Raw genomic sequence first — 26,451 nt, 5'->3', positions numbered from 1 at the left:
GGTGAGATCGATGAGATTCGCGCGCAGCTCAAGGATCGGCTGGCGCCGGCAATCTTCGGGGAGATCCCTGACACGGAATTCGGCGTGGGCACGTTTTCGGATTTTCCGTTGCCCGACTACGGTAAGGCTCCGGGCGATACACCGTTCTTGCTCCGGCGGCGCATGACCGGGGACCTCGAGGCCGTGCAGGCGGCACTCCGCACTGTCCGCTTGGCCGACGGCAAGGACCAGCCTGAGGCTCACATCGAGGCGCTGTACCAACTGGCCACCGGTGAGGGGCTCGAGCGGGGACCCGATGATCCCAGTCCCGAGCGTTGGTTCGTCGAGCCCAACGTGGGCTGCCCCAGCGGTGGCTTCGGTATGGCGTGCTTCCGCCCCGATGCGCTGCCCGTGGTTCTGATGTTCACAGATGCGGTGATGCACGGCGGTCCGGTGACCGGTAGTCCGTACGACCCGGCAAGGCTGTACGGCGCCCGGGTTCATACCTGGGCGGAGATGCTCGAGGTGGTCACCGAGCGAAGCATGCGGGTAGTAGGACTTTGGTCGGGGGATCGACAGCACAGCGTTGACCTCGTGGCGCTGTCGCGCGCGACCGGCGCGCTCGACTCGGCGGGCAATCCCATCGTCTTCAACATCGGATCTGACGGAGAGCGGCTTGGCCCGGGGGTTGTCGAAGCGGTGAAAGAATTTGCCGATGCTGTAGTGTTTGACGTGGGTACCGATATGGTGGACCCGGTACCGGAGGACGGCGTGGACATCGTGAGCTGGGTCGAGGAGGTGCGCCCGATCCGAGCCACTCCGATGCATGGAGTGGAGGCGATCGATCTGAGCGCCGGCAAGTTCATCGGCGTCGTGGCAGGAACTCAGGTCGAGTTCGAGATCAGGGTGCGGGCCGAGGGCGTGACGCGCAGGGCCGAGCCACAGCGTTATCGGCTTGTAGTGGTGTTCCGAGGCGACGACCGTACCTACCTGGGTCAGGGCGAGGTGGATCTCGTGGTGCCTGCCCTCGACGGCAGGGGCTGCGGTCCGGACGGCACGACGCGTCAGTAGAGTCGTGGTATCGTTGCTGTAGTGTGATGTCTTCGGGTCAGCCGCGGCAACCGCCGTTTCAGGAGCTTCGCGCCTGCAGGCGGACCCCTGAGCCGCACGAAAAGATCCAGGCGAACGTGCCTGGGCACGGTCGCGCCCGGCCAGCAGTCGGGCTGTGCCTGATGCTAATTGCTGCCTGCGGGGCGAGGACCGACCTGTCCAGCCCGCACTCCATCTCGGTGCTTCCGGATGCATCGATCGGGCGTCTCGTCCCGTGTGTCGAGCTCCGGCCGCAGCAGGGACCAACCACGGTCCAGTTCACGCTTCCGGTCTCGCTTGCAGTCGTGGACGTGTTTCTACTGTTGGATGCCACAGGAAGCATGACCGACGAGATCGAGAACGTGCGCAGCGGTCTTGGCTCGGTTGTCGTGCCACGGGTGTTCGACCAGATCCCCGACGCGGCATTCGGGCTCGCCCTCGCCGGTGAGTTTCCGGTTCCACCACACGCCGATCCGGATCCGATGGGGGGTCCGCGTCCTTTCGAGATGCGTGCCACGATCACCCAGGACCCTCAGCGAATAGTCGCCGCGCTGCAGCACATTCCCTCCTGGGGCAACCGCGACGAGCCGGAAGCTCAGATCGAGGCGCTCTACCAGATCGCGACCGGGGAAGGGCTCGAGCCGTTCATCGAGCCGTCCGCGGGCTGCCCCTTTGGGGGAACCGGGGGCGCCTGCTTTCGCGACGACGCATTGCCGGTCGTGCTGATGGTAACGGACGCGCCGTTTCACAACGGCCCCCCGGACGTGCCGCCGTACGAGCCCTACCGTTTCGGTCCGCCGGCGCCCCACAGCTACGAGCGCACGCTCGAAGTGCTCAGAGAGCGAGGCATCCTGGTCCTTGGGCTCGGCGCACGCGATCTGTTCCACTCCTCCCCGATGCCGCACCTTGCGGCGCTAGCGCGCGACACCGGTGCGGTGGGTGAGGAGGCTTTGGCCTTTGACATCGGGCATGCCGGGAACGAGATCGGGCAGAGCATCGTGGACGCGATCAAACGCCTGGCGAGCGATGTCCCGCTCGACGTGGATGCCACGATCGCCGACGTTCCCGGCGACGGATTCGATGCGCTGAGCGTCGTGCGCGGTGTGAGAGCCGTCAAGGCCGATCCGCCGGCGGGCGTACGGCGGAGAACCGATCGGGCGTTCCTGGGCGTGCAACCGGGCACGCGCGTGACGTTCGAGCTCGAGCTGGACGCGCCGAACCTGCGGCCGGAGAGTGAGACGCGCCGTTTTGGCGTGCTGGTGACCCTGCGTGCGGAGGGTCGCAGTCGTCTGGATACCCAGGAGGTCGAGGTGGTGCTGCCGGGTAGTGACGGCGGCGCCTGTGGGACCCAGTAGCCGCAAACGCCGCCATGGTGCGGTTCTGGCCGGAGCGCTTCGGCATCGAAGGTGGCGTTCCGGCACACCATGGCACGCGTTGCGCGCAGCCCTTGCGTTGCTCGATGGGTTGTGAAAGCCTGGCGGAGGCGCTCAAGGGGTGAGCCGCATGTTCCCAGTTGACCCTTGAGGGTGGGTGAAGCTCACGGTCGCGTGTTGTCGCGGAATGTTCCGTTCTGTGTGTTTGACCGGCAACGTGGTATGCGGCTTGCTTGATCGCTCTCGAGGACGTTGTAGCGCGCCTGCAGAAGGAAAGCGGGAGGAAGATCATGCATGGTTATCTTGGTTATCCTGGCAGGGTGTCGATGCTGTGTTTGCTCACGGCGCTGGCGGGGTGTTCGTTCGAGCGCCAGCGTGCGGCCGAGCGGCTGGCTGTTGACGTGAAGCGGGCCGGGTTGTCGCAGAGCGGGTTCGACGATGAACGCGACGAGGACGGCGAACGCGATGAGGACGGCGATCTCGACGAGGGCGTTGATGAAGAGAATCGCCCGGTGGATCCCAGGTCCCGCGTACTGGGCGCCACCAGCTTCGTGAGCGCGGATCCGACACGGCCGGCACCGAGGTCAGGGCCGGACGCGCGGCCCGGCGCTGGCTCACCGGGCTCCTCCCACGGCGGTGTCGGCAGCGGACAGGCCGTGGGGGGCGGGGTAGCCGGTATAGGAATGGGAGGCATGGGCGCCGTGGGTCGGGGGGGTTCCGCGGCTCCGTCCCCCGCGCCTGGGCCGGGACTACCGCCGGCGTCCCAAGGGAGCGGCATCGGCCTGGGACCTGCCGAGGGGCCGCGTCCCGCGCAGGACCCGGCGGGGCGCAGTGTCGAGGAAGGCGACATCTACCGCATGCTTGCCAGCGGTCACCTGCTCAACTTGAACCGCTACCGCGGCTTGCAGGTCATCGACATCGCCAATCCGAGCGCGCCGCGTATCGCAGGCAAGCTGCGTCTGCAGGGCCGTCCGGTGGAGCTGTATGCGTACGGAGATCGGGCGGTTGTGCTGATGAGCGACGTCCGGGACTACCCACCCGGGCCGAGCTCTTCGCAAAGCAGCGGCTATTTCGGCGGGCGGGGCACGAGCCGGGCTTTTTTGGTGGACTTGAGCGTGCCCGCCGAGCCCGTGGTGCTCGATTCGGTGGACGTCCAGGGCAGCATTCGCAAGAGCCGGCTGACCCGGCAGGGCACCCGGGCTGCGCTGTATGTGGCGGCCGACGACTCCCGGCTCGTGACCGTGACTGAAGGCGGCCGCACCTACTCGCGATTCGAGCGCCACACGCTCGTCCAGAGCATCGGGGTCGAGGCGACCGGGCTGGTCGAGCGCAGCCAGCTCGACCTCGGTGGTTCGGTCAGTGACATTCAGGCCACGCCGGAAGCGCTGATTGTTGCGCGCTTCGACTACACCACCTCGGGCGGCAAGAGCAGCGTCACGCTGGTCGACATCAGCGATCCCAGCGGTGTGATGGCCGAGGGCGGCGAGGTGCTCGTCTCGGGGCGTGTGCAAAGCCAATTCAACCTGGATCTGCACGGGGACGTGCTGCGTGTCGTGTCCACGGGCTGGGGTCCGGCCGGCGCCTTCAACCAGGTCGAGACGTTCGACGCGAGCAACCCGCAGCAGCTCGGCAAGCTCGCACAGTGCGACTTCGGCGCCGGCCAGCAGCTGTACGCGACCCTGTTCGTCGGCAACAAGGCGTTCTTCGTGACCTACTTGCGGCAGGACCCGTTCCACGCCTTCTCCATCAACGGGCTCGATCACCCCACCGCGCCCGGTGGTTGCGAGGAGCACGCGGAGTACGTGGTGTCGGGCTGGAATGACTTCTTCCGCGCGGTGCAGGGCAACGAGCGGCTGATCGGTGTCGGCATCGACGACGCGAACCACACGCGCAGCGTGGCATTGAGCCTGTACGATATCACGGACCTCAAGAACCCCGTGCCGCTGCTGGCGCGTGCAAGCGTGGCCGCCGACCAGAGCTCCTCGGCCGCCAACTGGGACCACCGGGCCTTCACGGTGCTGGAGCATGCCGTCTCGGTCACTGCGCCCGACGGCACGCTGGAAACGGGCCTGGTGCTGGTTCCGTTCCAGAGCTACGACTTTCAGACAGGCACGCTCCTCGCGGCGGCGCAGCTGTTCACGTTTTCGACCAGCACGCTGACGGCACGCGGGGTGATGGACCACGGCTCGCGCGTCGAGCGGACCTTCATGGCCGTTCCCGACGTGGCAGCTAACGTCTCGTCCTCCGAGCTAAGCCTGTTCGATACCTCGAACCCCGGCGCCCCAGGCGAGCTCGGTACGCTCGAGCTCGCAGCCAACTTCGGCGGCGTGTACGACTTTGGGGCGTATCTGGTGCGGGTGCGCTATCCGACCGCCAACCGTTACGAGCCCGAGGGCAGCTTCACGCTCGAGACGATCGACGCGGCTGCCAACCCGGACGAAGCGCCTGCCCTGGCGAGCGTGCAGATCAAGAGCGACCGTCGCATCGTGCAGGGTGGCTCGAAGCTGCTTGCGATGAGGACGCGCTACGTGCCTGTTCAACCACCGCCGGGCGCGCCCGACCCGGGCACCGGCGCGGGTGCAACGCCCGCGACAATGGGGCTGGCAGGTGTATCTGGGTTCATCGGGCCCGCGACGACGTACAGGCAAGAGACCCTGATCGAGGTCTATGACTACGGTGATCCCACGGCACCCGCGCTCGCAGGCTCGCTGACCACGGACCGCCCGCTGGGCGGTGGCGGCTACGGTCCGGTGTTCTCCGTACCCGGCGCTCCGGGCGTGCCGCCGCGGATGCCCGTGTGCCTTGGTTGCAGTGTGGGTCCGTCGCTTGTAGCCGGGGACGCGGCAGCGTTCATCGAGCGCCGCAGCGAACACGAGGTCACCGGCGTACAGGAGCACTGCAGCACGTACGTCTTGCCGCACTGCGGCGGCTCACCTGGCATCGCGGCCACACGCTCGCCTGCGGTCGGTGCCGCCGGAACCGGAACGGCTTCGCCTGCTGCGGCCAGGGCCGACGCCGGTGTCGCGGGTCTTGCGACGGCTACGGGTGCGTCAAGCACGCCCCCGGCCAGCGCTGGCAGCGCCGCCCAGCCCGAGCCGCCCCGCGCACCCCAATGCACCACCGAGCCGGACGGCGGCTGGTACCGCGGAAGCATCTATTGTGTCAGCACCGATGGCGGCCCCGAGGAATGCCAGGGCCGGATCGAGCGCTGCCTGCCGGATGGCACATGCACGCCGGTGGACCGGGCGAGCCTCGACACGACCCGTCCGGACATCGTCACCAGCTGCCGCCAGAACGAGCTGCGTGACCACTGGCAGCGCGTGATCCTACACGTGCTCGATCTGAGCGACCCAGCGCAGCCTGCGCTGGCCGCGCCGATCGAATTCGCACGCGAGGATCGTTACACCGAATCGCTGGCCAGCGGCAACAGCGTGTACGTCGGCTATATGCAGCGCGAAGAGCTGCCCAACGACCCGCAGGGCTACCAGCGTCACTTCGTGCAGGAGATCGACCTGTCGAGCCCAGGCGCGCCCGTACGCGCGGCCGCGATCAACATTCCCGGTGTGCCGGTCGCCCTGGAAGGCAGCGCGCTGCTCACCGGCGACACCACCTGGCGCGCCACGGGCGAGCTCGAGATCTGGCTGTCGCGAGTCGAGCTCGGCGATGGGCTTGCCACGCTGACCCACCGCCTGCAATTCGACCCGGGCAGCATCCGGGACATGAAGTTCGACCAGGCGGGGCACGCCCTGATGGCGCGCTACACGCAGACCCCGCCACCGGCGCAGCCGGGACCGGCCGTCACCGCACCGGCGCGGGCGTTGGAGCTGGTAGTCATCGATACGTCCGACCTGACGATCGCTGGCTCGCTCGGCGTCAACCCCGAGCTCTCACTCAAGGAGCTCGTGCCCGGCCGGGCGCTGCTGCATCTGTGGTGGGGCGGCTACGTGGTGGTCAACCTGGAGCAGCCCGCCGCCATGTTCGAGCAAGCGTTCTTCCCCACCAACGGCTGGTCCCAGAGCCTGCTCTTCGACGGCAGCCAGCTCACCATCGCAGCCGGCAGCTACGGCCTGTACCGCTTCGACGCCACGCTGCACAACCTGTAGCGGTATCCACGGCCCAGACCTGGTGGGCGCTGACGCGCCGTCACCTCTACGCTCGCAACGCAGCCTGAGCGAGGCACTCGCCGGCCGCGATGCTCTCCAGCGCGGCGCGAGCTACTTCGGCAGCTTCGCCGTGGTGGCTGGCCAGGCGCTCCAGGGCACGTAGCGCAGGCTCGCTGCGGGATGCCAGCTTTGCCAGGGCTCGGGCAACGACCACGGGATCCGAGCCACGCGGGCGCGTGGCAAGACGTGCGAGGCTGTCTGCGAGCTCCACTACCTCGAGCTCGCCCGCGACTTCCGCTGCGTAGCTGCGCCCAGCCGAGCGCCAGCCTCGCAGCACTCGTTTTAGTCCATCGATGCCCCGCTGGTCTCCCAGCAAGATGAGGCTCCTCGCCGAGGCGATTCTCAGGGAGACGGGCTTGAGCATGCTTGCGGCTACGCGAGCCAGCGGCTCGGTGGCCCGCGCGTCGGCAAGCGTTCCGAGCACCTCCGCTGCCTCCTGCCCGTAGCTTGGATCCTCGAGCGCGTCGCACAGCTCGAAAAGCGCTTCGTCCTGCTGGAGCCGCCCCAATCCAAGAGCCGCTTCCCGCCGAACCGCGCGGTCCGTGTCGTCCAGCGCCGCGCGCAGCAGTTGTCGGATTTGCGCTAGCGACCCTTGCTCAAGCCGGCAGGCTTTCTCGTCGGGGCCCCGCGCATCGGCCCCTGTCGCCGGCGCCTCGGCCAGCCGGTTCCGCATGTGCGGGGCGGCTCGAGCTTGGTGATCGGCGCGGGCTAGCGAGCCGAGGGCACGCGCGGCGTTCGCTCTCACTTCAGCGTCGCCGTCGCGCAGCAAGGGAGGCAATTCCGCCAGAGTTTCGCTCGGGGCCACTTCCGCGATGCCGGCTGCCGCCTGAAAGCGTACCTCGGGGTGAGGGCTGCCCAACGCGCGTCGAAGCGCTTCAAACGACGACGCGCCAGCGACCTGGGCTGCAGCTATGACCGCGAGCTCCCGCACGTGAGGATCGGCGTCCTCGAAGCGGGCAAGAACGGTGCACATGCCTTGTTCACGAACAAGATCCGTGTCGTCCAGTCGAGCCAGCGATACGATGGCAGCGCAACGGACCCTCGGGTCGGCGTCGGCGGCAAGCTTGAGGAGCCCCTCGACGGCGCGCTTGTCATCGCCTGCATCTGGACGAGCAAGTCGTTGCGCGGCCGCGACCCGCGCCTCGACGCCGGTCGCGTTCACGTCCCGCAGCGCAGCCGAATACGTGGGCTCGAGCGGCGGCAACAACCACGACATGGTCAACCTAGCGTAGCCGGCCTGGCGCGATCCCGGAAAGAAACTAACTGATGCGGCTGCCCGGGGGCACAGCCCCATCCACCTCCAGCAAGGCCAAGCGCTCGCCGTGGCTTGCGACGAGCAGCATCCCTTGCGAGAGCATACCCATCATCTCGCGCGGCTTGAGGTTGGCGACGACGACCACGTTGCGTTCGTGGAGCGCTTCCGGCTCGTAGTGTTGGCCGATCCCGGCGAGGATCTGCCTTGGCTCGGTTTCGCCCAGATCGACCAGCAGGCGTACCAGCTTGTCGCTCTTGGGCACGCGTTCGGCTTTTCGCACCCGTGCCACCAGCAGGTTGATCTTTTGAAGCGCATCAATGGTCACGAGGCCGATGGCCTGCTCGCTCTCCGACGTGGTTTGTTTCTGTCGCTCGCTTCTGTCGGGCGACTTCGGGCGGGCCTTTGTTGCGGTCGGGGCTGGCGCTACGGTCAGTCGCGCCAGCAGTTCGGCTTCTTGCTTCTTGTCGATGCGGGGAAACAGCGGCTCGCCGGGATGGATTGCCTGGCCGCCGGCAAGCTGGCCCCATTGCGCGGGCCACTGGTCCTGGCCGATTCTGGGCTCGACCGGCGCCAGACCAAGCTGGGCGTTGAGCGCACCCGCCTTGTCGGGCATGAACGGCCACACCATGACCGCCAACCAGCGCAAGGCCTCGAGCACCGTGTAGGCAACCTGCTCCAGGCGCTCGCGCTTGGACGCTTTGGCGAGGGCCCATGGGGCTGTTTGATCGACGTAGCGGTTGGCGGCCATCACAAGCTCCCAAACGCTCTCGAGGGCGCGGTGCGGGGCGATGGCGTCCATGTGCCTCGCTGCCGCCAGTGCGGAGCGCTTGGCAACAGCGACGAGCTCCTCATCGACGAGCTCGCGCGGATCGCGATGCGGCGTTGGTACGCGTCCATTCAGGCTGCGTTTGACGATGCTGGCCACCATGCGTTGCAACAGATTGCCCAGCCCGTTTGCGAGCTCTCCGTTGTAGCGAGCGAGCAGGTTCCGGTGGCTGAAGTCCCCGTCGTGGCCGAAACCCACGTCGCGCATCAGGTAGTAGCGCAGCACGTCGGCGCCCAGAGCGTCCACCAGCGGCCCGGGCGGTATGAAGTTGCCCAGGCTCTTGGACATCTTCACGCCGTCGACCGTTAGCCACCCGTGAGCCCAGACTTGGCTCGGCGGCGTCATGCCGGCGCTCATCAGGTGTGCGGGCCAATAGATCGCGTGAAAGCGTAGAATGTCCTTGCCGACGATGTGCACCACCTCGGCGCTGGGTGTCCAGAAGCGTCGAAACATCGGCGCTTCGGTTGCTTCGACGGGACCGCCCAGGGCGCTGATGTAGTTGGTGAGCGCATCGAGCCACACGTACATGATGTGGCGATCGTCGCCCGGTACGGGTACTCCCCACTTGAAGCTCGTGCGCGAGACCGAAAGATCGCGCAGCCCCTCCCGCACGAAGCTCTTGACCTCGTTGAAACGTGCTTCGGGCCTCACGAAGCTGGGATTGCGTTCGTAAAATTCCAAAAGCGGCTGGGTGTACTTGGACAGACGAAAGAAGTAGCTCTCCTCCCGCACCCATTCGACCGGTTTCTTGCTGATCGGGTCGAGGTTGCCGGGAAGCAGATCCTTGTCTGTGTAGAAGGCCTCCGACGAGACCGAGTACCATCCCTCGTACTTGCCAAGGTAGATGTCGCCGGCTTGCAGCATGCGACGCCACAGCGCTTGAGCCTTGGTCTTGTGGCGCTCCTCCGTGGTGCGAATGAGGTCGTCGTGCTCGCAGCGCAGCTTTCTCCAAGCTTCAGCAAAGGGCCGCGCCATGCTGTCGACAAATTGCTTCGGCTCGACTCCCTGCTCGCGAGCCCGTCGTTCGATCTTCTGACCGTGCTCGTCGAGGCCCGTCAAAAAGCGTGTCGGCCGGCCGCGCAGCCGCTGATAGCGAGCGAGCACATCCGCAGCGATCGTGGAGTAGGCCGTGCCGATGTGAGGCCGGTCGTTGACGTAGTAGATGGGCGTGGTGACGTAGAAGGGCTTCGGCATGGACGTGGTACAGTCTTGGATGAACCCAAGGTGCGACGGGGACTATTGGGGATATTGCGAGGAAGAGCAACACCGCCAACGGCGTACTCGTTCGGGCTCCCGGGGAGCGGCGCCGCTTCCGGCAGGTGCTCGGAGCCGCGTTTACAGATCGGCTGGCTTCGGCTACACCCCGTCGCGGGGGGTGCCGAGGGTACGCATGGGCGAGGTCAATCTGTCGCTGTGGATGGCCGCTTTGGTCGGCGTGACCGTGGGGGCCGGTTGCTCGAAGACGGCACCTCAAGCACCCGCCGAAGGACCGAGCCCACAGCCAGCTCCGGTCGCAGACCCGGCTCCCGAGCGGCAGGCTCGCGCTGCCGCGGTGCAAGTCGCGGCGAATCTGCCCAGGGGGCTGCTCGTCGCCTATGCGCAGTTCGGGGTCAAGGACGGGAAGGTCCTGCCCAAGCCCGGCGCGGCGCGCATGGAGATTCTGCGACGCAAGGACGGCAAGTGGTTGACCCAGGTAGTCGAGGACCCTGACAGCAACGTCTTTCACAAGGCGATGCCCTATCGGCCCCGGCGCGGCGCTGCCGGGGTGCTCACCGTGGCCGGGACCCGGGCCGCGGTCAAGTTGTGGGCCGCCGAGTCCCACGGCAACGACACGAGGTTTGTTGCCCGCACCCTGTGGACCGAGGACTTTGGTGGCAAACACAGCCGCATGCGCGACGCCGAAGTCGCGGACCTGTACGGAACCGGTAGGCTCGATATCGCGGTGGGGACCCACGATCAGGGTGTGGTCGCGGTTTTGCGTGCCCGGGATGATGGAGGGTTCAAGGTCGAACGGCTGGACCGCCAGGCCGACACCTTCATCCACGAGATCGAGGTCGGTGACCTCGATCGGGATGGCGTGATGGAGGTCTACGCCACGCCCTCGGAGCCCAACCGGCTCGAGGGCGACCACGCGCAGCGGGGACAGGTCGTGCGCTATGTACCGAAGAAAGGGCTAGGTCGCAGCGTAGTAGCTGACTTGGGCAACCGCCACGCCAAGGAGATCTACGTGGGGGACGTGGACGGTGACGGTCGTGACGAGCTCTACGTCGCGGTCGAGGCGCTGACGGAGAAGGATGGCGACTCTGTACGGATCGTCGAGGGCGTGGAGATTCGCCGCTACGATCACGATACGCCAGCCAACAAGGGGCATGTCATCGCGCGCCTGCGAGACCGCTTCTGCCGGTTCTTGACCGCTGGAGATCTGGACGGAGACGGCAAGCAAGAGCTCGTTGCCGCCGCCTACCGCAGTGGGCTGTGGCTGCTGCGGCCCGGTACCGACCCGCGGGGCGAGTGGGGGATACAGAACCTGGACAAGGAGTCTTCGGGCTTCGAGCACGCGGCAGTGGTTGCCGATCTCGATGGCGACAAAATCGACGAGCTGTACGTGGCTTCCGACGAACAGGGCGAGCTGCGCCGCTACGTTCTTTTGCGCGGCCGCCCGCGCCGCCAGGTCATCCACAAGCGCGCGCTGCCCGCCTCCATGCTCACGTGGAACATCATGCCCGTCCCCCTGTCGCTGCTAGGTGGGTAGGGGCCAAGTGATTAGGTAAGGCAGGCGGAGCCGAGCAAGGGTACTGTAGAGCATGGCATCCAATACAGCGTACCTCGTTTCGCATACGCATTGGGATCGGGAATGGTACCTGCCTCTTGGCGCGTTTCGCGTGAAGCTGGCGGAAGTGGTCGCGAAGGTGCTGGATCTCCTGGAGGGGAAGGGCGAGTTCCGGCATTTCGTGCTGGACGGGCAGACGATCGCGCTCGAAGACTATCTCGAGCTGCGGCCCTTTGATGCCGAGCGGATCGCGCGGCTGGCAAAGCGGGGAGCGCTGTCGTTGGGGCCCTGGTACGTGCTTGCGGACGAGATCCTCGTGAGCGGAGAGGCGACGGTGCGCAACCTGATGCTGGGACACGAGCTAGCTGCGCGCTTTGGGGAAGCGCAGAAGGTCGGCTACGCACCGGATGCCTTCGGACACATTGCCCAGATGCCGCAGATACTCCGAAAGGCGGGGATCGATTCCTTCATCTACTCGCGGGGAGATGGCAGCGAGCTCGACGACACCGGGCTCGAGTATCGCTGGAGGGCACCGGACGGCAGCGAGGTGCTAGCGATCCATCAGTGGAAGGGATACTGCAACGGGGGCGCTCTGGGCTTCGAGGAGCTGTGGCATGCGCACACGCAGCGCGCAGTGAGCCTCGAGCGCGCGCGGGCCCAGGTGAGCGAGCTGCTTGAGGAGATGGGGCAGCGCAGCAGGTCCCGGGTGCTGCTCATCAACAACGGCTGCGATCACCTGCCTCCCCAGCAAGACTTTGAGCGTATCCTTCGCTCGCTGCGGCAGTCGATGCCTGAAACCGAGTTCCGCCACGGCAGCTTCGCGGACTTCCTGGCCGCGGCCCGGCACGATCTGAAGGAGCGGCAGAGCGATCTCAGCGTCCGGCAAGGGGAGCTGATCGAGGGTCGCCATCACTTGATTCTGAGTGGAGTCTGGTCGACCCGGATGTACCTCAAGCAGCTCAATGGTCGTTGCCAGAGGCTCCTGGAAAACACCCTCGAGCCGCTGTGTGCTTATCTGCACTTCCGTCACGGTTGCGATTATCCCGCCGGGGCACTGGAAGCCGCCTGGAAGAAGCTGCTGCAGAACCACCCTCACGATTCGATCTGCGGTTGCAGCATCGATGAGGTTCACGAAGCCATGGAGAGTCGCTTCCGGGAGGTGATCGACAGCGCACAGGAGCTGCTGCGCGTCCAGCTCGAAGCGATCGCGCCGACCTTCGCGCGTCATCGGGCCGATGATCGACACACGGCACTGTGCGTGCTCAATTCGTTACCGCGGCGCCGCGGGGCCGTGATCGAGCGCATGGTCGTGTTTCAGCCTCCCGGCCTGGCCGCCGAGCGACTGGCCGTGGTGGACGAGCAGGGTCGCGAGCTGCCGACCGAGGTTATCCGCTCCGAGCAGGTAGAGCGCTTTTGGGGAGTGGATTACAGGCGCCGGCTTTCATCCGAGACGCAAGAGCTCGGCTTCGCTCCCTACCGGGCTCACTTCGCGGAGCGTATCTTTCGGCCGGCTTCGGAGCAGGCCACGAGCGATCAGTACGTGCTGCTGCGCTTTTACGCCGAGAGCCTGCCGGCCTGCGGTCACGCCAACTTCTTCGTACACGAGGGCGCGCGGGAGCTTCCCCTCGATCTGGGTGAGGAAGCGGTGCGGGTCGATGGCAATACCATGGAAAACAGCCTGCTGCGTGTAGTTCTGTGGCCCAACGGAACCTTCGACCTGGAAGACAAGCGGGGCGGCCTGCACTGTCGAGGTCTAAACTTGCTCGAGGACTGCGCGGATGTGGGCGATGAGTACGACTTCAGTCCCTGTCCTGGCGCTGGCACGCTGACGACCGAGTCGGTACGTGGCGAAGTCTGCGTCGTGAGCGCTTCGGCGCTGCGAGCAGAGATGGAGGTGGCCTTCGAGTGGCAGCTGCCGGCCAGCCTCAGCAACGACCGCAGCAAGCGCTCGGAGCAGACCGTGGCCTGCCGGGTCTCGGTGAGGGTCCGCATGGACTACCGCTGTCCGTGGCTGTCGGTCACTACCGAATTCGAAAACAGGGCGCAGGACCATCGGGTCAGGGCGCGCTTTCCAACGCCCATCCGGACGCATTGCTTGCTATCGGACAGCCAGTTCTACCTGAGCGAGCGACCGCTGGTCCGCACGGCCTTTGGCCAAGAGGACTGGTCGCAGCCCTCTCCGGAGACCTATCCGCAGCAGCGCTTCTCACTGATCCGGGATGAACGGAACGGACTGGCCGTCGTCAACCAAGGCCTACCGGAAATCGCCGGCGCACAGGGGCAGGACGGCAGCGCGTTGCTCCTTACCTTGCTTCGCTCGGTGGGCTGGTTGTCGCGCGACGATTTTGCGAGCCGCAAGTGCAAGAGTGCGGGCCCGACCCTCTACACGCCCGGGGCACAGTGCCTGCGCAAGATGAGCTTCCGCTACGCACTGGCTCCGGTTCATGGCTCGGCTGAGGGCGTGCAGGCCATGCAGAGTCGGGCCAGCGATGTTGCACTGCGCTACCTGACTCCTGTGGTCGTCGTTCAGGGGGTTCAAGACGGCCTGCGCGCTGGTGCGGAGCTCGTTTCGAAGGCTTCGGAGGATACGGTGCTGAGCGCGATCAAGAAGACGCAGGATCGCGACAGCTTGATCCTGCGCCTGTACAACCTGCGCGCGCACGCGCTCACGGAGCGGCTACGTTTCGGCGCGGCACCGACCGCAGTTTTTCGCTGCAGCCTGCTCGAGCAACGCGAGCAGCAGCTATCGTTTCAGGCGAACGGGCAGGTCGCGTTGGAGCTCGGGGCGCACGAGATTCTCACCCTGGAAGTGGTCTTCTAGCTTGAGTCGGAAACGGCAGCTCAGTGGCCCTTGAGGCGGATCGTGTCCTCGATCACGACTCCCACGAAGTTCTGTGTGTAGCCCATGCCGCCGAGCTTCAGGATGTAGAGGGCATTCTGCAGATCGTAGCTGTACTGCACGGGGATATTGTCTGGACAGAGCTGGCTCGGTGCCGGCATGAACTTGGGTGGAATGGGAGTCTGGCGCTCGTCGAACACTTCAAGCGTGATGAAGCTGTCGAAGAACATGGTGTACTCCGCGGGCGCGGGTGCCGGGAACTTGACGAAACCGCCCATGCCGCCTTCAAAAGGCACGAGGTTGATGCGCTCGTGCACGTGCTCGTGCGTCTGGCCGGGAGCGGTCGCGATGTCGACGGTTGCGGTCTCCTGGACGGCATCAAACGGTTCGACGATGTGCTCGCATCCGGCTTCGTCGACCGTATGCTCCTCGTGCCCTCCGCCACAGTGAGCTACCAGCAGCGTGCCCAGCACTGCCACCGAGGACCAAGCTAACCTGCAAAGTGCGTCTCTTTCCATGATGCGCGTGTTGTAGCCAAAAGACCGGAAAAAGATCAACCCGAGTCAGTTCCTAGCCAGCTCCGACCGGTGATTCGTCACAATGAGTCTGATCCTGATGGGCGAGAAGCGGTCGTTGAGGACGCTGACGGGGCTCTCGTCGCTTCCCGAGCGGCCAACCGCCCCGCTCGCGTAGCGAGGGCTAGCCTGAAACGCAAGTTTCACGTCAGCGTCGTTGCGGCCGGGGCTCCTCGCCTGCGAGCCCGGTGCGAATGCTGTCGGCGTGCAGGCTCTCGGGATGGCGCTCGAGAAATTCGACCGAGGCCCGACGCGCCTGCGCAGTTCGCCCGAGTGCGCGCAGGCTACGGATCCGCATGTAACGGGCTTCCTCGGTCAGGGAACCGCCCCTGCCCAGGTAGCGATCGAGGCGCTTGAGGGCGCTGCGCGGGCTGCTTAGCCGGTCAAGCTCGAGCCTGGCGAGCGGCACCAGGGCCGTGTGTGCCTCCGAGCTCTCGGGGAACGCACGGCCGAGCTTCCGATAGGCTGCGGCTGCAGCCAGCCACTGCCCTTGCTGCATGCTGTGGTGTGCATCGTGAAGCAACCCGATCACCGACAGTCTGCTGGCCGGTTTGGCAGGTGCGCGTCGTTCCTTTCTCACTATGGGGGTCGACCGCGCCGGCGGAGAGGGGACCAGCGGCTCGAACATGTCCGGGGTCAGCAATACGTGCTGCCCCGGCTGCGCAGTGAACGCAATTCTTGCTCGTACTGCCCGTCCAACACGTATCTCGGCGACATGACGTCCCGCAGGGATCAACGACGACAGCGGAGCCTGGCCGAGCGGCTTGTCGTCGAGCCACAGCGCTTCCCCGGATCCGAGCGCGCTCGCTTGCAGCGAGGCTGCATGGGGGCCCTTCCACAGCGATCCCAGATGCAGGGCACCCCATTCGCGTGACTCCGTTGTCCGTGTGACCGGCTTGATGTCGAGGCGATGCCTGCGCCGCACGGCCCGCCGGTGCGCTCGGACGACCTGTCCTTGCCGAGCTTGGCCGATGCGTACGCTTCCTTGCAGCACCGTGGTAACGACCCCTTGCGAGGCCTCCCTTACGTCCACCGTGAACGCCGTGCCTATCGCCGTCACCCAGGTGTCCGACGCAACGACCGAAAACCGATGGCCTTCGGGCTGCCGGGCAAGCACCGCGGCCGCCTTGCCGTCCAGCAGGGCCACCTCCCGATCCGGGCCGGAGAGCTTCGAGAGCCGCACGCTGGTGTGCCTGTCAAGGCACAGGTCAATGCCCGGGTCGATGGAAAGGCAGGCCAATCCATCGCCGGTCCGAACGAGCTGGCCCTGCGTGACCAGCGTGCCTGCTGCGCGCAGCGGCCTGCCGGCGACCGTAACCGATCCCGAGCCGTACACGAGCTCGCACCGAGAAGCTTGCTGCCGTGGAGCGTGGGAGTCGAAGGCAGGCGGGCCGAGCCAGGTCTCGACGTCCAGCCAGGGGAGCAGCAGCACGGCCGCTGCCGCTGCAGCCACGATCGCGCCAGTCCGCCAGCCAAACCGGAGCCGCCCGTGCACGCGCTGAGCACCACCCGGCTGCCTTTGGGTCCGGGATGCAGTCGCGTCTTGCGGTCTTGGTGGCAGCTGAGGCGCCCCGAGCGGCGCCGGCTCGAGCCCGGCCGAGCGGGGCTGCAGGCCGGACCCTGCCGGTCCGCTGGTCGTCCGGTCGAGCGCGCTCTTCACCAGATGCTCGAGCCCTTCCGGGCTTGCTCCCAGATCGGAAAGCTCTGCCAAAAGCTCCTGTTCGCGTCGCGCCAGCGGGTTGGTCTTCGTGTGCTCTAGGACGAATGCCTCTTGCTCGGGGGAGAGCTGTTCCCCGGCCTCCTGACGATCGACGAGCTCGGCCCAACGCTTGAAGTCTCGATCCTGCAAGAAGGTCATCCCGTCGCCTCCGCCCTGCGAGCCGCAGCTACCAGCTCGCGCTGCAGCAGTTTGCGCAGCCGCCTGCGCCCGTTGACCAGCCGATCCTTGATCGTGCCCACGGGTCTTTCGGCAAGCTCAGCGATCTCCTCGGTGGTGTAGCCAAGCGCGTGCTTGAGTACGAGCGCCTCGCGTTGCGCTGGAGTGAGCAGCCTCATGTGCTGCTCGACGCTTCGGAACACCCCCTGCCGTTCGATGCGAAGCTCCGCCCCGGAGTGCGGCAGGTTCTCGGGATCCAGGAGCGGTACGACGACGCCGGCCTTGCGCCGCTGCGCTCGAGCGTGGCGGAGTATGGTCCGGGCCGCGATGCGATCTGCCCAACGCTCGAGCGAGGACTCGTGTCGAAAAGTACCCGCCGCGCGCAGGATTTGGATCAACGCCGTCTGCGCCGCGTCTTCCGCCTCGCTGGCGTTGGCCATCAAGCGACGGCTCAGCCTGTGCACCCGTCCCACCAGGCGCAGCGCCAGGACTCGCTGTGCCTCCCGGTCCCCCGCCGCAACGCGCAGCATGAGGCGTAGGTCTTTGTCATGACCGGGCTGTGGTCCCGACTGGATCATTGCTCGCCCATTCCGCACAGCTGCCTGGGCCCGTTTCTCCTGTCTGGTTAGTGGTGCCATCGCGCAAGAATGGTCGGGAAGGCGCCTACTGCCCATAGGGCAGCCAAGCCAACCCCAACTCCAATGTGGGACGAAATCTGTAGGGGTCCAGCAGAACCTGCGGGGTGCTCAGCCGTCCGCTGGGGTCCCTTTCCGCTTCGGAAAACCTGATAAATGTGAAAAACATGTCGAGGGATCCTGCGAGGTAGAGCTCGAGACTCGCCAGGGGACGTAGCCCGATCCGCAGCCTCGGAGCCATGGCCCAAACTACGCGAGAGGTATCCGGCGTTGTCGATTCGTTCGGGACGCTGCGCCGCGTCACGAGCTCTCCTACCAGCGACATGTCGGCCGACAGGGTCAATGGACCGAGGCGGTTGCGAAGCCCAGCAAAAAACGCCAGCGGATGACGGCGCAGCGTCATCGACGTCTGTGGGAAATCCACGCTCAAAGCGGGGACCAACCAATACTGAACGCCTAGATAGTAACGACTTCGCAGCTCGGCGCCGATCGCAAATCGCGTGGTGCGCTGCCACTGGCTTGGTGCGTAGAGCTGCGGACCGTGGCCCACCGCGAAGACCATGCTCGTGTCTCTGCGGACGCTGATCCGGCGATAGACCGGAGCAGGCCGAGACACCTTCCTGGGTTGGGTGACCTTTTGGGCCGCCGCCTGCTTGGCCCGAGGCTGGGAACGGATGAATCGCCGCTGAACCGGCTGCATCCCGGGCCGGTGCCCGCGCAGCAGCGCCGACGTGGCCGATTGCGTGATGACCGACACGGCTTCGACCGCTGCGGCCTGGGCTTCGGACGTAGCCGGTATGCGTCGCACCAGCACGCGGTCGCCTTCCGGTGCAAACAGATACAGCAGCCAATCGCCGGATCGGTGCGCATCGAGCCAGAACACGCCCAGCACAGGCCGTTGCACAGCCCTGCGTCGAGCTTGCTCGATGCGCTCGTGCAGCGAGGCCTTCGCCACGGACTCGCGTTCCAGATCGATCCTCACTTTGGAGGCTGTCATCTGGGCATCGAGCGCTTCGCGCACGGCGGCGACAAGCGCGTCGTCGCTGCTCGAGTCGAGCTGGAACACGATCTGCCGAAAACGATCGTCGGTGTCGGACTGGCCGAGCGCCGGACGCCAGCTGAACAGGAGCGCGAGCAGGCCAGGCAACATGCAGGTGAGGCCCAAGCGCCCAAGACCAAAAGGAAAGCCATGGCCGGGTCGCGTGTCGGCGCCCCGGCCATGGCCTATTGTGCCGCGAAAGCGGTTAGCGGGTGTGCGTGGTGGCCCAACAATCCACCGTCGCGGCACTTGCTGGAGTGCTTGGTACGGTGACAGGCGACAGCGCACGTAATACCCCGCCCAAAACCAGCCGAGGCGCATGTGGAATGGCTGCCACCTGCTAATTGGGTAGTGGCGTTGCGGGGCCGAAACGGTCGGCGTCTTTCTTATCGTCCTGACCTTGCCTTTGCAGGACATGTTCTGATGGGCCTTTTACGGGGGCTCGGCCGGAAACGAGGCGAGGAACGCGTCCGACTCGCCCCACTGGACGGGCGTCAATGAACCGCCTCCAGCCAGGGTGCCCGCCACATAGATCCGGCCGGCCAGAGGCGAGATGGCGAGCGCGCGTCCCGCTTCCTCCCGCCCCCGGCTTCCATCGACGCGCAAGGTTTGGGGCCGGCCACGGACATCGTAGCGGGCCAGAAAGACATCGCTGTTTCCGGGGCCTCCGAGATTCGTGTGCTCCTTGCCCGAGAAGCGCACGTCCCCCTCCAGTCCGCCGGTGACGAGCACACTGCCTAACGCATCCACGGCGACCCCCCAACCGGTGTCGTCGCCCGCGGTGCTACCCAACAGCTTGGCCCAGGCCAACCTGCCGTTCGGTCTGTACTTGGCCACGAAAGCGTCATCCCATCCAACCGGGTCGTGAGGGCGGGATGCGCCGGCGATGGAACCGAAGCGGATCTTGCGCCCTGTGCTGTTGACGTAACCGGTCACGTACGCATTGCCGGCGAGGTCCATGGCCACGCTCTTTCCCCCTGACCGGGTCGCCTCATCGCCGACGCGCAGCGCCCAGCGCAAATCGCCGTCCCCTGAGTAGCGAGCCAGGAAAGCACTGCGCTCTGTGGAGCTGATCGCGTTCGTCGGGCCCGGGATCCCGCGGGATCCGAACGTCACGTTGGGACCCCAGCTGCGACCGGTGAGCACAACGTCGCCCGCCGGGCCAAAAGCCAGACCGCGTGCCTCGATATCGGCGTGCGGCCCGCCGGCGGTGACGATCCACTCACCGCCGCCAACAGCGTCGTACTTGGCCAGAAAAAGGGAGTCGTGCCAGCCATGCGGCGAAGTCACCCGGTTGGCACCGTCCCAGTAGCGCATCTCGCCTCGAAACGTCCCTGCCGCCGTGCAACCGCCATCCAGATTCGCCCCGATCGCTCGCGTTTCCTGGTTTCCGGTTCCGCGGAGCGCCTGAAACCACAGTAGCCTGCCGTCGCGGTCGAGCTTGGACACGAAACCGTCGACGACGTCGGGCCGTGTGGAGTGCACAGGTGGGACGCCTGGGGCCAGCCTGAGCTTGCCGGCGAAATAGCCTCCCAGACAGATGCTGTCGTCCACGGGGTTGACCGCCACGGCGAGGCCATTGGAGCAGGGGAGCGGGCGTTCCTCGTCGCTGCGCTGGCATTCGACCGTGGCGCTGGTCGTCACCCACGCGAACTCACCGCTGCCCTCCTTGTACTTGGCTAGGAAGAGGCTCGCGTGGCGGCGGCTTCCGGAGACCTGTGTTGTGCCAAAGGTGGCCATGGCCTCGTAGCGGCCGGTGACGACTGCGCCATCTGCGGTGACCGCCACGGAATTGGCCCGATCGTCCATTCGGCCTCCCGCAACGGTCACCCACTCGCCATGCGGCGGGGGCGCGGGCGGCGGAGCAGGCGGGGCGGTCGGTGGTGGTGTGGGGGGCGCCGATGCGCTTCCACTCGCGCTGGACCCCGGTTCCAGGTTGCGAATCACGACCAGGTCGGTTTCGGTCGCGCAGCCCAACGCGCTCGCAAGGAGGAAGACTTGCGGCAGCAGGGCGTTACCGATCGACAAGGCGGTTCGGGTCGACAAGGCACTCCCTAGTCTAGCGCAGCGAACGCCGAGCGCAGCACGGGCGGAGAAACCACAGCCTTTTCTTGGCTATCGACCAACTACGGACCTTCGGGAGCGCAGGTCTGCAGCCAAGCGTCGTCAGCGACGATGGGCGTTCCGATGGCCTGCTCGAGCCGCGCAAGGCTCGAGTTGGTATCGTGGATCGCCTGAAGGTGGCTGAAGCGCGCAGTGAAGTAGGCGCGCAGCGAGTCGACCAGGTCTCGCGCCTGAAGCGTTCCGATTTGATAGCCTTGGGCGACCGTAACGAGCCACTTGCGCGTGTCGCGGTGGCCGCGGCGCCAGGCCGCTAGCCGGCGTCGAGCATCGAGCAGAGCCTCCCGTTCAGCGGCGATCTGCAGCGAGATGCCGGTGAGTGCTTCTTGTGCTTGGGCGCGTGTCTCGGCCAGCTGCCGGGATGCTCGTTCGACCCGGTAGTGGTTACCCCACAGGTCCAGTGACCAGCGGGCCGCCAGTCCCGCTCCCAGCGCGTTGTAGTTGGCGGGATCGACGACGAACGGATTGGTCTGATTCGTCACGCCCGGGGTGTGGCTTCTCGAGGCCTGCACGGTGAGTGCCAGATCGGGGAGGTAGCCGGCCCGTTCCGCTCGCAGTTTAGCCTCCCGGGCCTCGACGGAAGTGCGCAACATGCCAGCATCGGGTCGATGCGTCCGCGCCATGTCGAGGTGCCAGCCGAGCGATTTCGGCTCGGTCGCAATCGGCTCCAGCGGACAATCGGGTACCGTTATCTCGTCGAGGCCCGTGAGCAGGGTGAGCGCCGCGCGGGAAGTCTGTTCCAGGCGGCGTGCCTCCGAGCGGCGCGCGTCCACTTCGCTCAGCGCTGCCGCGAGTCGGTAGCGATCCAGCACGTTGGCATCGGAGTCGCCCTGCTCGAGGCGCTGTTCGAGCAGCGCCACCCCACTCTCGAGCTTGGCACGTCCCTCCGCGATCATTTGCAGCGTGTCCAGGGCGAACTGCAGCCCGAAGTAGGCTCTGCGTACGTCGCTGCGCAGTCGTGCGAGAACCTGTTTGCGCTTGTGAGTGCTTGCGCGCACGCCCGCTCGGGCCGCTTCGCGCGCGGCGCCAAGCTTGCCGAACGTCCACAGCGGAATGGCCCCCTGCAAGCCAACCTGGACCATGGGGCCCCAGGGGTTGGATAGCGGAAGCTGCGAGTCGCGGCTCAAGAGGGGGTGGCCGCTGACGTTTGGTACGAGCGAGAACAGGCTGGTGACGTTCAGCTGAAAGAAAGGCGATACCCAAGCCTCGGCGAGCTTGGCCTCGGCCGCCGCGATTGCATGGGCGCTTGCCTTCAAACCGGCGTAGTTGTGCTCCGCAAGCCCGAGCAACTGGTTCAGATCCATCGCTGCAGGCTTGTCCTCGCTGGCCAGGGCAGCGGGGCACCATGCCAGCAGGACAAGCGCAACAACGAGGACACAACGGCTTCGAGGCGCCCGGCCGGCAAGGCGCGCCGCCGCGCGAATGCTCGGTGTGGTTGAAGGCGGCGAAACATCGCTGAGCGGACTGGATCGGAGTCGAAATGGCAACGTTATTCTGGCCCGACGCTTTACTTTGTCTTTTTCGAGCGCCGCTTCTTCTTCGGGCGGCCCTTTCCAGAATTGTAGCGCTGGATGAGCATATCGGTAAGATCCAGATTAGACGGCACCCACATGACGCCTGCCTCGTTGCGTTCCACGATCAGTGCGTAGCCCTGCGATTGTCCGATGCGGCGGAGAATGCCTCGCATGCGCTCGATGATGCCCTTGGTGAGCTCCGCTTCCTTTGCAGCGAGCTCACGTTGGTATTCGACGTACACTCCCTGCAGCTCGACTGCCGCCTTCTGATAACCCTCGAGCCGCTTTTGCAGGGCCGTCTTGGACAGCACGTCCTTTTGCTTCTCGAGCTCTTCCTTCATGCTCTTGATGGCCTTCTGCTTCTTGTCGAGGACTTTCTGTCGTTTGTTGAATAGCTTCTTGAGCTGTGCCTTGGCTTTGCGTCCGTCCTCGGTCTCGTTGATGGCACGCTGGATGTCCACCACGGCGATTCTGCTCTGCGCGGCAGCGCTTCCACAGACGCATGTCAGCAGCAGTGTGCCCATCGCGAGCAGGCCGCGGCGAGCTCGTCTTGCTCCACGGTGCGGCAGTCGGAAGGTCGTCATACCAGTTCCTTTCGTGGCGGCTAGCTACACGCAGACTGCCACAGCGTCAAGCCTGGTGGTGAGCCCCTATGGGGTGCGGGTCAGGGGTCACCACGACCCTGAGACGCCATCGGAAGGACGAGGATTCAGAAGGGATTGCCAATCGTGAACTGGAAATCCATCTTCTTTTCGCCCATGGCGACGTTCGGCCGCAAGGGTAGGCCCCATTCGAAACGCAGCGGGCCCATAGGCGAGAACCAACGGAAACCGAAGCCCACCGACTTGCGCAGCGCCAAGGGATGAAACCCGCATGGATCGGCGGCCGCTGCGGCCTGCGGGTGTTGGATGTTGGCCTTTGGGACCTGACACAGTTTGCTTTCGATGTTCCAAGTGTTGCCGGCGTCGAAGAACAGGACCCCGCGGATTCCCACGGCCCGGATCAGCTCGAATTCCAGCTCCACGTTGGTATAAAGCTGAATATTGCCGCCGAACGGCAGGCCACCGGCGGGAACGAAGCCGGTGGGGTCTGGATTGGTCGTCAGGCCGGCACGGGGTCCCAGGGAGCGGAAGAGAAAACCCCGAACCGTGTAGATGCCTCCGAGGAAATAGCGCTCGGAGATCGGTACGCCAGTCTTGGACAGCGAGCCGATCAGCGCGAAGTTGGTGTTGGTCTTGAAGACGAGCCCCCCAAGCACGGGATAATAGAAACGGAGGAAGAATTGGGGGCGCAGGAACGATATCTTCGACCCGATCAGGCTGTGGGCGAGCTCTACCGAGGCCTGCGTGTACACCCCGTCGGTTGGAAACAACCGATTGTCGCGCGAGTCCCAGCCGAGCATCAGACGGATCGAGCTGAGATTGCCTTCGCGGAAGTTGTTGGACAGGTTTGCCAATGTGGTCAGGTTCCAGGCCTGCGTGCCCGCGAAGCCTGCACTGGTGCTCGCTCGAATGTTCACGTTTTCCAGGCGATAGTTGACGAAGAGCTGCAAGTTGTCGTGCACGATCGGATGGCCGAGCATCACGGCGGCGCCGGTCGAATCGCGGTTGAAGTCCTGAAACTGAAGGAGGTTCTTGAAGCCCTCGAGCGAGAGCATCCAGCGCGTCTCGTACAGATACGGCTCCATGAACTGCAGCTGCATGATCTGCCGGATGCCTGACATCTGCAGCTGCAGGCTGACTGTCTGACCACGTCCGAGAAAATTCTGCTGCTGAATCTGGGCGTTGAAGATGAAGTTCTCGATCGAAGACAGGCCCATGCCGATTTGAAAGGTTCCGGTTGCTCGTTCCGTGACCTCGAAATTGAGCACGATGCCGTCCGAAGCGCTGCCTTCCTCCTCGGCCACGCTCACGCTCTCGAAGTAGCCCAAAGCCTGCACACGGTTCTTCGAGAGCTCGATCTTGGTTCGGCTGTAGAGCTCACCTTCGACGATGCGAAGCTCGCGGCGAATCACCAGGTCTCGCGTCTTGGCGTTGCCTTTGACGTTGATCCGCTCGATGTGAACGACCGGTCCACGCTTGATCTGCACGATCACGTGGACGACTTTGCGTTCCGGCTCGAGCTCGGTTTGCGGTGAGATGTCGACCTTCGCGTAGCCGTGGTCGTGATAGAAGGTCGTGATATCGAGTAGGTTTTTGGCGATGGTGGAGCGACTGAACCAGTCACCAGGATCGAGGTCGATCTGCTCGCGCAGCCTCCGGCGACCCGCGAGGGGCGTGGTCTCTTCGCCGGTCTCATCGATCTCGAGGATCCGCAGGCGCCCCACGCGATAGCGCGGTCCCTCGCGCACCGGGACGGTGATGTCGATGTGGCGCCGGTCAGGGGTCAACTCGATGCGCGGGTCGCCCACCTGGATCGTGAGGTAGCCGTGATCGTAGTAGAGCGCTTGCAGTCGGTTGATGTCTTCGTCGAACTGCTCGCGCTTGAAGGTGTTGTTGGAGGTTATCGCCGACAGGGCGCCTGTCTCGCGAGTTTGCATGTACTGCTTGAGCTCGGTGTCGCTGAGGTGCTCGTTGCCGGCGAAGCGCACCCGCCGCACCGTGACCTCGTCGCCCTCCGTGACGGCGAAGACAACCTCTACCTCGTTGCGCGGCAGCTTCTTCAGCCGATAGTCGATATTGGCCAGAAAGAAGCCCTTCTCCGCGTAAAGGTCGCGCAGCTTGCCTACGTGCTTGCGCACATCGGGGACGGACAGCACGGCCCCCTCCTGCAAGGTCACCTTCTCCTGCAGGGTCTTTTTGTCGACCTCGTCGTTGCCCTCGAAGACGATGCGACCGATGGCGGGTCGTTCCTTCACGCGAAACAGGAGGTCGACCTCGCGTCCGTCGGCGTCCGCTTCGACCACGATGTCGTCGAAGTAGCCCAGCCTCCATAGGGCCTTCAGGTCCCGGGTGACTTCCCCATCGGTGCAGGGGAGGCCGGCGCGCAGCTTCACGGTAGCCCGGATGTCCTCTTCGGCCACGCGCCCCTGACCGAGAACACGGATCGTGCGGATGCGCCGCCCGTGGCATACGGTGCGGGGAATCGGCGGTGCCACGCTGGGCTCGTAGCTATCCTCGCTCTGCGCGCTGCTGTCACCCGCCGGTCGCCCGCGTCCGGCTTGCGTGGGTGTGGGCTGCGCCGCCGCGGAAACGGCAAGGCCCCAGCAGCCGATGAGCAGGCCCGCGCGCAGCAGGACGGTGTTTGCACTCGCTCGCGACACTCTCGGGATTCTCGTCGTCGGGTCGCTGCGGTCTCGCTGAAATCCAGCGCAGCATCGTATCCTTGCTTGCCCCGCTACAACACGAGGATCTGCTGCCGGCACGGCCTCGGCCCGGCGGCCCGGGACGCGCGCCGCCCTATAGCTCGGGCCCCCTCGGCGGGTCAATAGGAGCTCGCCTCTGGTCGCGTTCGATTCGGCCATCGCGCATGTGAACCACGCGGGGCATCTGTCGGGCAAAATCTGCACTGTGCGTCACTATCAGAAAGGTCGTGCCTCGGCGACTATTCAGGCGAAAGAACAGGCCATGGATGGCCTTGCTCGTGTTGCTATCCAGGTTGCCGGTGGGTTCGTCGGCCAATACCAGCTTGGGCCGCATCACGATCGCGCGGGCGAGGGCCACGCGCTGCTGCTCGCCTCCGGACAGTTCCCCAGGGCGGTGGGAGAGCCGGTGATCAAGACCGACATCGCTCAAGAGGTCTCGCGCATGCTGCTCCAGGGCACGTCCCTGACCGCCGCGGATCAGTCCCGGCATCATCACGTTTTCCAGGGCCGTGAATTCGGGAAGCAGATGATGGAACTGGAACACGAAACCGATGCTTTGGTTGCGGAAGTCCGCGAGCCGCGAGCTGGAGTAGCGGGTCACATCCTGGCCCTCGTACAAGATGCGTCCCGCCGTTGGCAGATCGAGCGTTCCCATCAGATGCAGCAGCGTGCTCTTGCCAGCGCCCGAGGGGCCCACGACACACAGCATCTCGCCGGCCTCGATGCTCAGGTCGATTCCCCGAAGGACATCGATCTCGTGCCCTTCATGAATGAACCGCTTGGCGGCGGCCTCTACCACGACCAGGGGTGTGGCCGGTGACTTGTTTCGGGGGGGATAGGACACGCCCGAGCGCACTTCCGCCGCGAGGATTTCGTTCGAAGATCTCGCGTCCGGCAACGCGGTCGCAACGATCGAGCTGTCTTGAGGAGACTCCTTACTCATGGCGCAGCGCATCAACCGGTCGCAACCTGCTGGCCAGCAAGGCAGGGTAGATCGTAACCAGCAAGCAGACCGCAACCGATGCCACGCCCACGGCGGCAAACTCCATGGCGTCCGTGTGAATGGGCAGGCGGTCGATGTAGTAGACTTCGG

General features: G+C 65.6%; 16 protein-coding genes. 5 read left to right on the top strand and 11 right to left on the bottom strand.

The window, feature by feature from the left end; translation table 11 throughout:
• From MJD61_05740 to MJD61_05730, 3 genes are all read left to right on the top strand, one after another.
• The coding region (locus MJD61_05740) for a hypothetical protein (protein ID MCG8554780.1) at nucleotides 1–1,050 on the top strand (1,050 nt) is incomplete at its 5' end.
• A 161-nt stretch (nucleotides 1,051–1,211) separates the two neighbouring features.
• Nucleotides 1,212–2,423, top strand: a complete 1,212-nt coding sequence (locus MJD61_05735; GenBank protein ID MCG8554779.1) for a hypothetical protein — start codon at nucleotides 1,212–1,214, stop codon at nucleotides 2,421–2,423.
• 308 nt (nucleotides 2,424–2,731) lie between these two features.
• A complete protein-coding gene (locus MJD61_05730; GenBank protein MCG8554778.1) occupies nucleotides 2,732–6,544 on the top strand; it encodes a beta-propeller domain-containing protein in 3,813 nt (1,270 codons plus the stop codon).
• A gap of 46 nt (nucleotides 6,545–6,590) precedes the next feature.
• Here MJD61_05730 and MJD61_05725 read toward each other — a convergent pair whose 3' ends face one another.
• Both MJD61_05725 and metG read right to left on the bottom strand, forming a co-directional pair.
• On the bottom strand, nucleotides 6,591–7,820 hold the full coding sequence (locus MJD61_05725) for a HEAT repeat domain-containing protein (GenBank protein ID MCG8554777.1): 1,230 nt from the start codon (nucleotides 7,818–7,820) through the stop codon (nucleotides 6,591–6,593).
• A gap of 43 nt (nucleotides 7,821–7,863) precedes the next feature.
• Entirely contained in the window at nucleotides 7,864–9,879 is a 2,016-nt protein-coding gene (metG, locus tag MJD61_05720) for a methionine--tRNA ligase (protein ID MCG8554776.1), read from the bottom strand.
• A 196-nt stretch (nucleotides 9,880–10,075) separates the two neighbouring features.
• Here metG and MJD61_05715 point away from each other — a divergent pair, with 196 nt between their 5' ends.
• Both MJD61_05715 and MJD61_05710 read left to right on the top strand, forming a co-directional pair.
• Nucleotides 10,076–11,437 carry a VCBS repeat-containing protein gene (locus MJD61_05715; protein MCG8554775.1) on the top strand — a complete coding sequence of 454 codons (1,362 nt, stop codon included), beginning with the start codon at nucleotides 10,076–10,078 and terminating at the stop codon, nucleotides 11,435–11,437.
• Between the two features lie 52 nt (nucleotides 11,438–11,489).
• Nucleotides 11,490–14,276 carry a glycosyl hydrolase-related protein gene (locus tag MJD61_05710; GenBank protein ID MCG8554774.1) on the top strand — a complete coding sequence of 929 codons (2,787 nt, stop codon included), beginning with the start codon at nucleotides 11,490–11,492 and terminating at the stop codon, nucleotides 14,274–14,276.
• Nucleotides 14,277–14,296: 20 nt separating this feature from the next.
• Here the strand turns inward: MJD61_05710 and MJD61_05705 are convergent, their stop codons facing one another.
• The 9 genes from MJD61_05705 to MJD61_05665 form a co-directional block, all read right to left on the bottom strand.
• Nucleotides 14,297–14,812, bottom strand: coding sequence for a hypothetical protein (locus tag MJD61_05705; protein MCG8554773.1), 516 nt, complete (start codon nucleotides 14,810–14,812; stop codon nucleotides 14,297–14,299).
• Between the two features lie 205 nt (nucleotides 14,813–15,017).
• Nucleotides 15,018–16,727 (bottom strand): FecR family protein, encoded by a 1,710-nt coding sequence (locus MJD61_05700; GenBank protein MCG8554772.1) that lies wholly within the window; start codon nucleotides 16,725–16,727, stop codon nucleotides 15,018–15,020.
• Nucleotides 16,724–17,323: an RNA polymerase sigma factor gene (locus MJD61_05695; protein MCG8554771.1), complete on the bottom strand. Its 600-nt coding sequence runs from the start codon at nucleotides 17,321–17,323 to the stop codon at nucleotides 16,724–16,726. The genes MJD61_05700 and MJD61_05695 overlap by 4 nt, the downstream gene beginning before the upstream one ends.
• An 85-nt stretch (nucleotides 17,324–17,408) precedes the next feature.
• The gene (locus MJD61_05690; GenBank protein ID MCG8554770.1) at nucleotides 17,409–18,530 is read right to left on the bottom strand and encodes a hypothetical protein; all 1,122 of its coding nucleotides are present in this window, start codon (nucleotides 18,528–18,530) and stop codon (nucleotides 17,409–17,411) included.
• Nucleotides 18,531–18,851: 321 nt separating this feature from the next.
• Complete coding sequence (locus tag MJD61_05685) at nucleotides 18,852–20,465, bottom strand: hypothetical protein (protein MCG8554769.1); 1,614 nt, start codon at nucleotides 20,463–20,465, stop codon at nucleotides 18,852–18,854.
• Between the two features lie 80 nt (nucleotides 20,466–20,545).
• Nucleotides 20,546–21,844, bottom strand: coding sequence for a TolC family protein (locus tag MJD61_05680; GenBank protein MCG8554768.1), 1,299 nt, complete (start codon nucleotides 21,842–21,844; stop codon nucleotides 20,546–20,548).
• A 203-nt stretch (nucleotides 21,845–22,047) separates the two neighbouring features.
• Entirely contained in the window at nucleotides 22,048–22,638 is a 591-nt protein-coding gene (locus MJD61_05675; GenBank protein MCG8554767.1) for an OmpH family outer membrane protein, read from the bottom strand.
• A gap of 125 nt (nucleotides 22,639–22,763) precedes the next feature.
• Nucleotides 22,764–25,316, bottom strand: coding sequence for an outer membrane protein assembly factor BamA (gene bamA, locus MJD61_05670; GenBank protein MCG8554766.1), 2,553 nt, complete (start codon nucleotides 25,314–25,316; stop codon nucleotides 22,764–22,766).
• 136 nt (nucleotides 25,317–25,452) lie between these two features.
• Nucleotides 25,453–26,301 carry an ABC transporter ATP-binding protein gene (locus MJD61_05665; GenBank protein ID MCG8554765.1) on the bottom strand — a complete coding sequence of 283 codons (849 nt, stop codon included), beginning with the start codon at nucleotides 26,299–26,301 and terminating at the stop codon, nucleotides 25,453–25,455.
• Nucleotides 26,302–26,451: the final 150 nt, after the last annotated feature.

The organism is Pseudomonadota bacterium, from assembly GCA_022361155.1.
Lineage (GTDB): Bacteria > Myxococcota_A > Polyangia > Polyangiales > JAKSBK01 > JAKSBK01.
The sequence above is the reverse complement of the archived record's forward strand: the minus strand, read 5'-3'. Positions and strand labels throughout refer to the sequence as shown.